The sequence below is a fragment of the Actinopolymorpha sp. B9G3 genome (assembly GCF_040120725.1).
Classification (GTDB): Bacteria; Actinomycetota; Actinomycetes; order Propionibacteriales; family Actinopolymorphaceae; genus Thermasporomyces.
This window is the reverse complement of the sequence record NZ_JBEEAB010000002.1, coordinates 177811-190215: the sequence shown is the minus strand read 5'-3', so window position 1 is coordinate 190215 and position 12405 is coordinate 177811. Positions and strand designations below refer to the sequence as shown.

At 68.5% G+C, this 12405-nt stretch carries 14 protein-coding genes and 1 pseudogene; 7 read left to right on the top strand and 8 right to left on the bottom strand.

Annotation, left to right across the window (positions count from 1 at the left end):
* The first annotated feature begins 79 nt into the window (after window positions 1-79).
* Together ABNF93_RS04010 and ABNF93_RS04005 are read left to right on the top strand one after the other, a co-directional pair.
* Window positions 80-895, top strand: coding sequence for an LLM class flavin-dependent oxidoreductase (locus ABNF93_RS04010; protein ID WP_349326148.1), 816 nt, complete (start codon window positions 80-82; stop codon window positions 893-895).
* Window positions 896-906: 11 nt separating this feature from the next.
* Window positions 907-1527: pseudogene (locus ABNF93_RS04005) on the top strand (IS701 family transposase); the annotation flags it as partial.
* 207 nt (window positions 1528-1734) lie between these two features.
* On the opposite strand, the gene ABNF93_RS04000 reads toward ABNF93_RS04005, so the two are convergent.
* A complete protein-coding gene (locus ABNF93_RS04000; RefSeq protein WP_349326147.1) occupies window positions 1735-2640 on the bottom strand; it encodes a phosphotransferase in 906 nt (301 codons plus the stop codon).
* A 23-nt stretch (window positions 2641-2663) separates the two neighbouring features.
* Window positions 2664-3194 carry a pyridoxamine 5'-phosphate oxidase family protein gene (locus ABNF93_RS03995; RefSeq protein ID WP_349326146.1) on the bottom strand — a complete coding sequence of 177 codons (531 nt, stop codon included), beginning with the start codon at window positions 3192-3194 and terminating at the stop codon, window positions 2664-2666.
* Between the two features lie 62 nt (window positions 3195-3256).
* Between ABNF93_RS03995 and ABNF93_RS03990 the strand changes: the two genes are divergently transcribed.
* Window positions 3257-3718 carry a GNAT family N-acetyltransferase gene (locus ABNF93_RS03990; RefSeq protein WP_349326145.1) on the top strand — a complete coding sequence of 154 codons (462 nt, stop codon included), beginning with the start codon at window positions 3257-3259 and terminating at the stop codon, window positions 3716-3718.
* Here the strand turns inward: ABNF93_RS03990 and ABNF93_RS03985 are convergent.
* The 3 genes from ABNF93_RS03985 to ABNF93_RS03975 all read right to left on the bottom strand — a co-directional run bounded on the left by ABNF93_RS03985 (window position 3705) and on the right by ABNF93_RS03975 (window position 5257).
* Entirely contained in the window at window positions 3705-4169 is a 465-nt protein-coding gene (locus tag ABNF93_RS03985; protein ID WP_349326144.1) for a hypothetical protein, read from the bottom strand. The genes ABNF93_RS03990 and ABNF93_RS03985 overlap by 14 nt on opposite strands.
* A complete protein-coding gene (locus tag ABNF93_RS03980; protein ID WP_349326143.1) occupies window positions 4166-4771 on the bottom strand; it encodes a winged helix-turn-helix domain-containing protein in 606 nt (201 codons plus the stop codon). Before ABNF93_RS03980 ends, ABNF93_RS03985 begins: the two co-directional genes overlap by 4 nt.
* Before the next feature lie 63 nt (window positions 4772-4834).
* Window positions 4835-5257, bottom strand: coding sequence for a GNAT family N-acetyltransferase (locus tag ABNF93_RS03975; RefSeq protein WP_349326142.1), 423 nt, complete (start codon window positions 5255-5257; stop codon window positions 4835-4837).
* Between the two features lie 128 nt (window positions 5258-5385).
* Between ABNF93_RS03975 and ABNF93_RS03970 the strand changes: the two genes are divergently transcribed.
* Entirely contained in the window at window positions 5386-5904 is a 519-nt protein-coding gene (locus ABNF93_RS03970) for a DinB family protein (RefSeq protein WP_349326141.1), read from the top strand.
* Window positions 5905-5935: 31 nt separating this feature from the next.
* Here the strand turns inward: ABNF93_RS03970 and ABNF93_RS03965 are convergent, their stop codons facing one another.
* On the bottom strand, window positions 5936-6820 hold the full coding sequence (locus ABNF93_RS03965; RefSeq protein ID WP_349326140.1) for a peptidoglycan-binding protein: 885 nt from the start codon (window positions 6818-6820) through the stop codon (window positions 5936-5938).
* A 214-nt stretch (window positions 6821-7034) separates the two neighbouring features.
* Window positions 7035-8060, bottom strand: a complete 1026-nt coding sequence (locus ABNF93_RS03960; protein ID WP_349326139.1) for a hypothetical protein — start codon at window positions 8058-8060, stop codon at window positions 7035-7037.
* A 260-nt stretch (window positions 8061-8320) separates the two neighbouring features.
* Between ABNF93_RS03960 and ABNF93_RS03955 the strand changes: the two genes are divergently transcribed.
* The 3 genes from ABNF93_RS03955 to ABNF93_RS03945 all read left to right on the top strand — a co-directional run bounded on the left by ABNF93_RS03955 (window position 8321) and on the right by ABNF93_RS03945 (window position 11909).
* Complete coding sequence (locus ABNF93_RS03955; RefSeq protein WP_349326138.1) at window positions 8321-9649, top strand: CocE/NonD family hydrolase; 1329 nt, start codon at window positions 8321-8323, stop codon at window positions 9647-9649.
* Between the two features lie 5 nt (window positions 9650-9654).
* A complete protein-coding gene (locus ABNF93_RS03950) occupies window positions 9655-10434 on the top strand; it encodes a TMEM175 family protein (protein WP_349326137.1) in 780 nt (259 codons plus the stop codon).
* Window positions 10435-10520: 86 nt separating this feature from the next.
* Window positions 10521-11909, top strand: coding sequence for an amidase (locus ABNF93_RS03945; RefSeq protein ID WP_349326136.1), 1389 nt, complete (start codon window positions 10521-10523; stop codon window positions 11907-11909).
* Between the two features lie 37 nt (window positions 11910-11946).
* Here the strand turns inward: ABNF93_RS03945 and ABNF93_RS03940 are convergent, their stop codons facing one another.
* Window positions 11947-12360 carry a cupin domain-containing protein gene (locus ABNF93_RS03940; protein ID WP_349326135.1) on the bottom strand — a complete coding sequence of 138 codons (414 nt, stop codon included), beginning with the start codon at window positions 12358-12360 and terminating at the stop codon, window positions 11947-11949.
* Window positions 12361-12405 lie beyond the last annotated feature (45 nt).

The following is a 12405-nucleotide window of genomic DNA, read 5'->3' as shown; positions in this document are numbered from 1 at the left end:
TCCTGCGCTCCTGTTGGTAATCCGGTTAGCAAGTCGGAGCGGCGGAATAGCCGAGGAACCGGGGAGGTTGGAGGCGATCATGCGCTATGGAATCTATGTCCCGTCGTTCGGTGCGTACGGCGACCCGGCCGTCCTCCGCGACCTGGCGGTCGCCGCCGAGTCCGCAGGTTGGCACGGCTACTTCATGTGGGACCTCATCAGTCCGGGCCAGTATGACCCGCCGGTCGCCGACCCGTGGGTAGTGCTCGCCGCGATCGCCCAGGCAACAAGGACCATCCAACTGGGGCCGATGGTCGTCCCGCTACCGCGACGCCGACCGGCGAAGCTCGCACTGGAGGCGGGCACGCTGCAGTCTCTGTCAGGGGGCCGGCTGATCCTCGGCCTCGGAACAGGTGTCGGGTGGGACTACACGAACCACGGCGAGTCAGCGAAGCGCTCTGAGCTCGCCGCGCGGCTTGACGAGGGCGCCACGCTGATCCACGCGCTGCTGTCTGGTGAGCCTGTCGAGCACATCGGGACGTACTACAAGGCCACCGGCGTCCGATTCCCGCCCACGGACGTCCCTGTGTGGACGAGCGGGTTCTGGCCACGAAAGGCACCCGTCCGTGGCGCGCGGAACGCCAACGGCTTGTTCCCGCAGATGCGTGACAAGACCGACGACTTCCGGCTGCCAACGCCGTCCGAAGTCCGCGGGATCCGCGCCGAGTTCATCCGAGCCGGCGGTCACGCCGACGGCGACATTGCGATCTGGTCGCCGAACAACGCCGGTGCGCCGGCCGCCGCACCGGCGAAGGAGTACGAACAAGCCGGCGTCACCTGGTGGTTCCAGGACGGCTCGGAACTCTCGCCGGATGATCTGCTCAAACGCATCGCCAACGGCCCACCGGCCGGCTAGCACCACCGCTTGCGACCAAGCCGCGGCAGGCCATCGGCATGCTTCAGCGCGCATTCGACGCGGGTGTGCCGTTCGCCTGGGTCACCGCCGACGAGGCGTACGGGCAGGTCAAGTACCTACGTGCGTGGCTGGAAGAACACGACGCAGCCCATGTGCTGGCCACCAAGTGCAACGACACCGTCATCACAGGCGCTGGCGGCGATGGGCGGGTCGACGAACTCATCGCACAGCTCCCGGCTCGGGCATCGCGACGCTTCTCGATCGGGGCGGGCGCGCACGGGCCTCGCACCTATGACTGGGCCCGGACCCCGATCCGGATCGGCTGGCAGGCAGGCCGCGGCCACTGGCTGCTGGCCCGCCGATCGATCAGCGACGGCGAGATCGCCTACTACGTCTGTTACGGCCCACGCCGGGCAACACTGGCCGATCTGGCGCGGGTCGCCGGATCACGGTGGCGAATCGAGGAATGCTTCCAACAGGCCAAGAACGAGGCCGGACTGGACCACTACCAGGTACGCACCTACCACGCCTGGTACGCCCACATCACCCTCTCGATGCTCGCTCTCGCCTGGCTAGCCGTCACGAAAGCCCCTGCCATAAAAGGGAAACCAGCCCAGCAGAACAAAACATGATCAATTACACGCTACCGGAGATCCGCCGACTCCTCGTCAATCTGATCTTGCGACACGTCCCCGAACCCGATCACATCTGGGGATGGTCACACTGGCGACGACGACGCCAACACCAAGCCCGCGAAAGCCACTGCAAACGACGAGGACATCCACTCCCACAAGTGCCGTTGCAGTATTAGGTCAGCCGCGACGGCTGGCGTGGGCGTTTCACCGCGGGCGCGGGCGGTTGTCCCAGAGAAAGTCGACATATCCAACCGGTACGTCGATCCCTTCGGTGCGCATCCAGTGGACGCGGCTCGAACCGACGAGCGCCAAGGTGATGCGGTAACCACGGACGACCTCGTGCGCGGGAAACGTCCCGTTGAGACCGGAGAGATACTCGGCCACGAGATCCCGCCGCGTGCTCAGCGCCAGATGGGCAAGGTCGGCCCCTACGGGCGCAAGCCCGAGAGTCCCCCAGTCGAGGGTCGCCGTATCCGAGCCGTACTCCCTCAGGTTCGCCTGATGAAAGTCACCATGAGACAGAACCGGAGCAACCTCTGCCAGCTCGCCGAGGAGGTCGTGGCGTGCGTCCCACAAGAACTTCACCCTGCTGTCTGATTGGACGTTCGACCAGTCGAGATCGGATGCTTCGATCCGCTGGGACACCTGGTGCCCGCTCAGCCATGCCACGTTCGGCGGCTCGGCGAGGGCCTGCCACGTGCCGAGCTGACGAGCTGACGTACGCACGTCCGCGGGACTGTCGCCCACATCCTCGAGGTAGATCGTCGACCCGGACACCCCGTAGCACCGCGGGGCGCGCAGGCCGGGGCCGGCCGGCAACACACCCGAGCCGTAGGCCAGGATCTCCCGCTTCCAGTACGCCCAGTGGGACGGCTCGTGAGCGCCATGCCGGTGCCTACCCGACCGCAAGGGACGGAACGTCTTGCGGATGACCCTGAGCTCGTCGAGTCGGCGGCCGTCGCGCTCGCGAGTCTGGATGGTCAGCCGTGCGACCGCTGCGGTCGCCGCGCCGGTACCGCCATGCATCGGGTGGGTGGTGAGGTTGACGACGCTGCTCGTGTCCCGCCCCGTCAGGTTGACGAGCACGGACGCCGGAATCTCCACGGACATTGGACGCCTCCCGCGTCGTGCCGTCAACGAAGTAGTCGCTGGACAGGCTCTGGAGGTCCGAGGCTGGTCGGAGTGGTCGCCGCTCGGACGTACTCGATGCCAGCTGGCCACCGGGCGACGTGCTGGGCACCATTGTCCGCGTCGTAGCTGACATAGCTCACCTCGTCGATGCCCACCGCGACAAGCGTGAACTCGCCCACCACGGGTTGCCACCCGATCTGGCTGGCGACCGCGTCGGCATAGCGCTCGTGCACGGCACGCTCGTTCTCGCGGCGTACCGAGCCTCGCACCTTGATCTCGGCCGCCGGATCTGGGCCGGTCACCACGCTGTGGAGCAGGATCCGCGAATCGCGCTGCAGGTCGTGTGCCTTGGTGGACGTCCGCATCATCGACAGGTACAGGTCGCCATCCATGAGCAGCGGTTCGACGCCACTGATGCGTGCCGTGCCGTCGCGTCGGGTCGTGCCCACCAGGAGCACACCGGGCTTGATGAGTTTCTCGTACGCAACTGTCGCGAGCGCAGGTTGACGCTCTGTCAGCTCAGACCAGTTCATCGATCCTGACTACACCTCTCCACCGACAGGGCGCTCTCTCCATCGACGCGTAGGCTCGGAAGATGAGGTTCGCCGGCATTCGGACGCGTTCTGCCGGACCGGATGATGGGGACTTCATCTTCGCGACCCGACGATCGACGTTCCGTGCGTACGTGGAGAGGATCTCGGGCTGGGACGACACCCAGCAACGCGCAGCCACCAATGAGGAGCTGGGGAGACTGCCCTTCGAGATCGTCGAGGAGTGGGGCGATCCGATCGGCTATCTGTGCGTTCTCCACCAGGAGGATCTCGATTTCCTCGAGGAACTCGCCCTCGTCCCGCAGGCGCAGGGGCGTGGCATCGGCACCCACCTTCTTCGTCGCATCCTCGAGAAGGCTCATCGCCGGCGCGTGCCCGTACGACTCAGCGTCTTCGCCGACAATCCGGCCCGCAACCTCTATGCGCGCCTGGGTTTCGGCGTTGTCGGTGGTGAGCATCCACGAGTGACGATGGAGTGGCACGCAGGCGAACTCAGTGGGTCATGAAGAAGCCCAGATGCGGAAGAAGTCGCTCGACCGCGTCGATGATCCCTCGCGCCGCGGTCACGGCCCCGTCAGCCTCCTCCTTGTCAGCTCTGTCCCCGGGATGGCTCGGGTACTCCAGTTCGTTGCGACGACGCCGTAGCATGCCGTACGCCTTGAACGGATCACCGAACGGCGCGCGGACCGCCCGCTCCACCACCAGATGTCCGCCGGCGGAGGTCGGACGCAGGCCCTGCTGCGCGAGCAGGGCGGTGCATCCGTAGCGCGCGGCGTCGTAGGCGAGGACGTAGGCGCTTTCGGGATCGGTGTCGACCAGCGAGGCGGCGGTCTGCACAGTACGACGCGCGCGGGTGAGCCATGCGCCCCCATCGGCCTGTGCGCCGCTGACGTCCTGCAGTCCGGCTTCGGCAAGGAACCGTTCGATCTCGGCCTCTCCTGCCCGCCACCTGCTCATGGCTCTCCCCTCTCAGCGGGTTGGTCGGGGTCGATCACGGTCACTGTCGGGCTGGACTTGACCTGCTCGACCAGCGCGTCCCCGGCATCCCGCCACCGCTGAACGGATCTGATGGTCGGGTTCACCGCGAATCCCAGCCGCTGCTCGGCCCGCTCTGCCGCCTCGTAGACGGTCGCGCGGTCCGGGCGACCCACCACGAGCACGTCCAGGTCCTGGGGCATCGGCCCCGTCTCACCGTCGTACCGCCGGGCCCACGAACCGTAGATCAACACGAGGTCCACCTGCTCCAGCCCGGCGAACTCGTCGGCCACCACGGTGTGCGGCCCGAACGTCACGGTCAGGAGCTGCGACAACGGCCCGAACGCCCGATGGCCGGTGTTGGCGCGGAGCAGCCTTGACCGGCCCACCGTCCGCCCGACCAGCAGATCCGCGTCCACCAGGCGTTGCGCCTCACGGTGCAGCGTCGTCAGGGGTACTCCCAGCCGGCTGGCCACCTCGGTGACCGTGTAGTCCCGCTCCGGATGCAGCAGCAGCAGGGTCAGCAGGTCGGCCTGGGCCCGCGATCGGAAGATCGGCAGCAGTGCCGGCGCCTCGCTACGCATAACTGGAAGATATAACCCATCTAACGGGAACGTCCAGCGGCGACACGCCAATCCGTCGTCCCGCTACGCGTCGAACGAGCCGCTTTGCCCCGGATGGAGCCGGAAGCCGGCGAGCGCACTGTTCGGCAGATTCTGGTAGAACGCGTTGGCCTCCGGTGTCGACAACAGGTCTATCCGCTCGGCCCCGCTGGCCCTGAACAGCTCACCGATCAGCCGCCGTCCCACGCCTCCTCTGCGGTGGTCGATGGCGACCGCCAGGAAGGTCAGGTACGCATGGTGACCGTCGCTCAGCAGGTGTGCCGCACCCACCACGCGCCCGTCCCGGACCGCGACCCTGGAGAAGACGCCGGGCGCGGCGGAGAGCCGCAGCACCCGGTCAGGATCGGAGAATGTCGGCCACCCCTCGGCTTCGGCCAGGGCGGACACGCCCGAAGCATGCCCTGCCTCGAACGGCATGATCGCGGTCCCAGGTCCAGCTGCCGACATCGCCACAGGTTGCGGGCACCAACCGACCCGGCGCAAATGACTATCTGAGCGTCGGGCCAACTCGCGAGGGAGCCCGCCGGACTGCACCCGATCCCTGTCCCGGCGACCGGAACTGTCATGCTCGTGCCATGGATCCAGCGGTCACCACCGAACGCGTCGCGCCGCCCTTGATCGCAGGCGAACGCGGGATGCTGCGTGCCTACCTCGACTTTCACCGCTCGACCCTTGCGATGAAGTGCGACGGCCTGTCCGACGAGGACCTGCGCCGCCAGTCGATGCCACCCTCGACGCTTTCCCTGCTCGGTCTGGTGCGCCACATGGCCGAGGTGGAACGGACGTGGTTCCGCCGGGTGATCGCCGGTGAGGACATTCCCCTCGTGTGGTCGCCCGAGGGAGATTTCCAGGTGGCGTACGACGCTTCGAAGGCCACCAGGTCGGAGGCGTTCGACGCCTGGCAGGCCGAAGTCGTCCACTCTCGAAGGATCGAGGCCGAGGCGGAGTCACTCGACGTGACCGGCCATCAGGCCAAGTGGGGCGAGGATGTGTCGCTGCGACTGGTGATGCTGCACCTGATTCATGAGTACGCCCGCCACAACGGCCACGCCGACTTCCTGCGCGAGGGTATCGACGGGACCGTCGGGGCCTGACAGCACGGCCAGGCCCCTTGGCGTGGTGTCGTTACTCGTCTTCGCGCAGTGCGGCGAGTTGGGCCCTGCTGATCGTCTTTCGGTCCTCGGTCACCCAGCCTTGCGCGACGAGGAACTCCAGGTGCGTCTGGTTCTTGATGTGGACCGCGCCTGCGAAGGTGACGGCGAAGATCGCGGACTCTCCTTCGACCTGCACCTGTTGGGCGGGAAGGCCTGCCATGACTGCGTCCTCCAGTTCAGCTGTGGACCCGGGTGGAAGTGGCCCGTTCTTGCGGACCCGTAGCTTCGCCCACGACGTTTCGCCGGGGATCCCGTCGGCGTCGTCGCCGGTGTAGCCGAGGCTGCGTTGGTAGTGCGCGTACGCCGACTTGCTCGCCGTCGTGAACTCGCGGGTCTCGGGCGCGTCGTGTCCCGTCGCCGCCAGCCGCATGTTCATCCGGCCGATGGTGTTGCTCCTGCGACCGATCCGGAAGTGGGCGGCACCGGGGAAGGCGATGTACGGCGACGGTCCTGGTGGCCGGTAGGCCGGCGGCTTCTCCTCGAACGAGATGTGCACGTGGTTGGCGTGCGACTCACCCGGGTAGTCGTGCCAGCCGCCATAGGCGTAGCCGTCCGGGTTGTTCGACTGGATCAGCTGGTCGTAGATGACGTAGTCGATGCCGAGTCGCTTGCGGTTGGCCCAGGCGTACTCCGCGACGGTCTTGTTCCAGCCCGTACGAATCGGTCCCGGGTTGTCAGGACCGCCGCCGCGGGAGTAGGCCATCAGGTCGAGTGCCTTGCCGGCCTTGTGGTCACCGGAGGCGCCGATACCCCAGGCGAAGTAGATTTCGTACCTCGCGGCGAACTCCTCGAACACCGCCTTCGTGTGTGCACGGATATCGCCAAGGTCTGTCTCCAACGGGACACGCCGTGCCATGAGACCCCTCCCGTGTGCCCAGCCGTGTGGCCCAGCAAGGCCATGCCGTGTGGCCCAGCCATCGGCCCTGCCGTGTCGCGATGCACGCCCTGTCATGCACCGCCGCAGAGCCTAGGGGCGTTCGCGGCAGTGATCCAGTTCTGATCCCACCAATCTGGGACATCCGCCAGGTACGGGTTCCACCACACCGCCGACCGACCCGGCCGGACCGCGCTCACCAGGTGTCGTACCACCGGGTGGCGACGGGTTCGGTGATCTCCCGGATCACCTTCTGGTCATCTTCGGTCAGGCGCGTGCGCCACGCGTTGACCAGTGCGGAACTGTTGCGCCGCAGCACATGCAGCACCGGCTGGTCGGGGGTGACGACGTTGTGGGCGCCGGTGTACTCCTCCACGATCCGCTCCAGATTCCGGGGTACGCCGAGCCCGCAGCGGCGATAGGTCTGGAGCAGAACGGAGTACGGATCGACCGCGAAGTCCTCCATCCGGACGACCTCCGCCCTCGCTCCCGCGTCGAGTTGCACGCTGAGCATGCGGACCAGACAGGCCCAGGTGGCGGCGCCGGCGGGTACGAGGTCGGCCTCCTCCCAGGCGCGCCGCGCGAGGATCTCGGTCACGACCGGATCGCCGAACCCCTCCTGCGCCCGGAACGACTCCAGCGCCGCGCGCGGGTGCATCGACCGTCGTTGCAGGCTGGCGACCCAGGCACAGGGGTGGCGGAGCGTCACCACGATCGGGTTCATGCTGAGCGCATGGTTGGCCCACCCGAGCGCGAGCAGGAGGAACGGATCCTTCACGATCACCGTGAACCCGAACGGACGCAGGGTCCGGATGTTGTCCCGGTTCGTCCGCATGCGCTGGTGGTTGGCGGGGAGTGGCTTGCCGTGACCGAGCCACTGGCCCTCGCCCGTCCGCAGGAACCGCCGCAGGACCTGGGCCGCCGGATGAGCGGTGTCGGACGGGGTGAGGTACGGAAAGCGCTGGGGAACTCCGACGAGCCCCCAGTCGAGGTTCAGCGGCTCGTGGACCAGGAAGGTGTGCGGTGCGTGGAGGAGCAGCCGGCCCATGATCGTCGTGCCCGAGCGGTGCGGGCCGGTGACCACGACGACGTTGCGTAACGGTTGACCCTCCGCCCGTGGCTCGAACCACCGGCCGACCGGCACGGCGGAGAGGGTCCGCACGGCTGCCTGTCGTGCAGCCTCGCGGACGGCCCTGTGCGTACGGCCTCTCGACGTCGACACCGGCCAGAGCTTACTTGACTCAAACCTCTTTACCCGCAACGGATGACAACGCGTGACCCTGGGCCTTCACGAGCAGGGACCATCCGGCTCCCCACCGCATCTTTCGGCCCTAGGACCAGGCGGTGCCGGGCCGCATCGTAGTGATGGCACCCATCGGCGAGGCCGCGACCGGCACAGCGCCGACGCCGGTGGGTGCCTCTCACCTTCTGGCGAACGAGAGCTGTGCGACAGAAAGCCCCTGTTGCTCGAGGAGGTCGGCCGTGGTGGTGGTGGCGCCCGAACGTCCGGCAAGGAAGCGGCGGGTACGCGGGCTCCGGCTGAGGTTCGGCAGCCGTCCACCACGGGCGCGACGCGGGCGGAGCCGGCCTCTGACGCTCCTTCCCCAGGGTTTCATCCTGCTCGGCGTCACGTTCGTGGTCATCCTCGCGCCGGGCGGTTCGATCGTGGGCGGCGTCAGCCGGGTCCTCTGCGCGCTCGGTGTCACCGGTTGGGCAGTGCTCGCCGACCGCTGGGCGGACCTTCGGCCACGGGCGAGCCTGGCGATCGCGTTCGGTACGGCCGGAACCGTGCTCGGCGCAGGGATCGGCATCCCGCACGCCGTGGAGGACGGACTGTCTCTCCGTTCCGCCGCCGGCCTGTGTGCCTTGCTGGTGGGACTCACCGTGCTCGTCCTCGGGCTGATCACGCTGCTGCGGACGATGCCGTTCCGCGCGCGCCTGCTGGTGTTCGCCTGCATCCCGTTGAGCCTGTTGTTCGTGATGACGCCGCTGGTGACGACCGTGGCCGGGGTCAACCCGCCGCCGACCATGTTGGGCCTGACCACACCCGCCGACCGCGGACTCGCCTATGACGACATAGAACTCCTGACCAACGACGGGCTCGTCCTGCAAGGCTGGTACGTACCCTCCCGCAACCACGCGGCCGTGGTCCTCATGCACGACAGTGGCGGCACCCGGTCGAGCGTGCTCGTCCATGCCGTGGCGTTGGCCCGCATGGGTTACGGCGTCCTGCTCTTCGACGCCCGCGGCCACGGGGACAGTGAGGGCGACGCGATGACGCTGGGCTGGGGGCGGGAACGCGACATCGCCGCCGCGGTGACGTTCCTGTCGTCGCGTGACGACGTGGACCCGGCGAAGATCGGGCTGTTCGGCCTCGGCCGAGGCGGTGAGGCGGCCCTCACCGAGGCGGCATCGGACGATCGCGTCAGCGCCGTCGTCGCCGAAGGGCCCGGCCGGAGGACTCCGGTCGATACCGTCACCCTGCCATTCGGTCCGGCGGGCTGGGCCCAGGGTTTCAACGAGATGATCAGCTACGCCGGAACCGCGGTCCTGCGTCAGGCCCTGCCCCCGCGGAGCCTGCAGGGAGCGATCAGGAACATCGCTCCGCGATGGGTCATGTTGATCGGCGAGCAGGGCAGCATCGACGCGAGTCGCGTCTACCAGCAGGGCTCGCTCACCAACGTGGTCGTGTGGGAGCTTCCGGACACTCCCCCGTCGCAGGCGTACGACCTGCACGCGGCGCCGTGGGAGGAGGAGGTCACGACGTTCTTCGACCGCACGCTCTTCCCCCGCACGGTGCCGCGCCAATAGCCGGCATGGGTGAGGACCGGGAGGAGCAGCCGGCCGTCACCCCGGGAGGGATCGGCGCGCCGCTCCACATCGAGGGAACACGTGTCGTCCTGCCGGTGGAGCGGGTCTTCGCGATCGTCGATGCGGTCGTGGCGATCGCGATGACCATCATCCTGCTCGACATAAGGATCACACCCGGACTCGACGACGGCCCGCTCCGGGAAGAGTTGTACCGCACCGTGCCCGATCTCTGGGCGTTCGCGCTGAGCGTCGTGGTGATCGGTCTGTTCTGGCGGCACCATCACATGGTGATGCGGCACGCCGCCCGGATCGACGCGCCCCTGCTCTGGCTCAACTTCGCGTTCATCGCGATGGTGTCGCTGATCCCGTTCCCGACCTCCGTGCTGGAGGACTACGTGACGAAGCCGGTCGGGCCGACGCTGTACGCGATCGTGATCGCGGCCCTGGCCTCCGTCCTGGTCCTGATGTGGCTCCACCTGACCCGGGAGGCCGGGCCCGCGCACGCGCCGATCACCGGGACCGCCAGACTCCGGCCGCTCGTCATGCAGCTGATCGTCGTCATCGTGTTCCTCGCCTCGATTCCCGTGGCCCTGAGTGCGCCTGCCCTGGCGCCGTACGTCTGGTTGGCCGTACCCCTGCTCAGCGTCATCGCCGTACTCCTCCTGCGCCGACACGACCGGGCGAGTCAGAACCGGGCGAGTCAGAACCGGACGAGACAGGACCGGACGAGACAGGACCGGACGAGACAGGACCGGCCAGGGAACGGCCCGTCGATTTCTGGTTGACCCAACCCCAGGCGCCTGGTTGCATGAGCCGCCGCGTCGCGGCCGTCGACACGGTTCGCGCCCCCGAAGCCCAGAGAAGACAGGCCTTGACCAGCGACCTCCACCACGGCTCCGTCACCAGGCTCGCTGAGCTGATCCGGGGCGGCGCGCTCTCGTCGTACGACCTCGTGACCGCACACCTGGCGCGCATCGAGCGGCTCAATCCGTCGCTCAACGCCGTGATCGAGATCGCCGACTCCGCCGTCGCACAGGCGCTGGAGGCCGACCGCGCGACCGCGCGTGGCGAGGTGACCGGACCGCTGCACGGCGTCCCGTTCACCGTGAAGGACGTCTACGCCGTGTCGCCGGAGACCGCCCAGCTGCGGACCGCTCCCGGAATGCCACCGCGCCCCGACCGGCCGACCGCCGATCGAGACGTCGCGCCCGCCCGGGACGCCACGGCCGACCGGGACTCCACGGCCGACCGGGACTCCACGGCCGTCGCGCGGCTGCGGGCCGCCGGGGCGATCCTCGTCGGGGTCACGAAGGCCACCCTGTGGACCGACCGCGAGGCCCACTACGGCGTGACACACAATCCGTACGACCTCAGCTGTACGCCGGGAGGCAGCAGCGGAGGTGAGGCGGCCCTCGTCGCGGCCGGCGTGTCCCCACTTGGCATGGGCAGCGACTCCGGCGGCAGCCTGCGCCAGCCGGCGCACTTCTGCGGGGTGGCGACGATCCGCCCTTCGAACGGCCGTGTGCCCCGCGCGACGGACGCCGACGGGATGTATGACCCCCGCACCGTCGCCGGTCCCCTCGCCCGCACCGTGGCCGACGTCGGGCTGGCCCTGTCGATCATCAGCGGCGCCGACTGGCACGATCCGACGACACTGCCGGTACCGCTCGGCGACTGGCGCTCGGTCGAGCTGGCAAGCCTGCGGGTCGCCGTCCACGCCGACAACGGCCTCGTTCCGGCGACGGCGGAGACCGTCGCGACGGTACGCCGGGCCGCCGACGCCCTCGCCGACGCCGGAGCCCAGCTGACCGAGGTCGTGCCACCCGAGCTCGACCTGGCGTGGGACATCACGCTCGACTACTGGCGCAGGTGCGGTGGCGACGGGACTCTGCGGGACTACTTCGGGCTCCTCGACCGGTGGCAGGACTACCAACGGTCGGCAGGGGCGTTCATGCGGGCGTACGACCTGATCCTCTGCCCGGTCGAGGCATCCCCGGCGCCGCGGCGAGGAGGCGGCGCCGATGGGAACGGTGGGGGTGGCGGGGACCGCGAGCAACGGGTTCCGGAGTTCACCTACACGGCACCGTCGAGTCTGCTCGGCTGGCCGGCCGCCGTCGTTCGCGCCGGAACCTCGCGCGGCGGACTCCCGATCGGCGTCCAACTGATCGCCGGGCCGCTCCGCGACGACGTGGCGCTCCGGGCGGCGGCCGCCGTCGAGGCGGCGACCGGAGGGTGGCAGCCGGCCGCCGGCATGGCGTGAAGCTCACACGGCTACCGGGACGGCCCCAGTGCCAAAGTCAGGAGGTCGACCGGTCCCACTGCGGCGCGACCCCCGGCTCGATGAGTCCGAAGTCGGGTGCGCCGGTCAGGGCCTGCTCCTCACCGCCTGGTACGTACGTCACGATCAGCCGGAGTGGGCGCCAGCTCGTGTTCAGCGTCGAGTGGTAGGCCGCGGTCGGCACGTGGACCGCGTCACCCTCCCGGATCACGAACGGTTCCTCGTCGTGGACCATCTGCAGCGCCTCGCCGGAGATGACGTAGATGACTTCTTCGGCGTCGGGATGGTTGTGCCGGGCGTGTCCACGGCCGGGATTGACGATCACCTCGCCGAGACTCGACGATGCGCCATCGATGCGCTGCGGCGTCACGAACCACTTGATCGAGCCCCAGTCGAACGTCATGGTGGTCAGTTCGTCCGGTCGGATCCGCACGCGAGCCCCTCTTTCGACGACAACGGTCTCGACAGCCTGCGACGC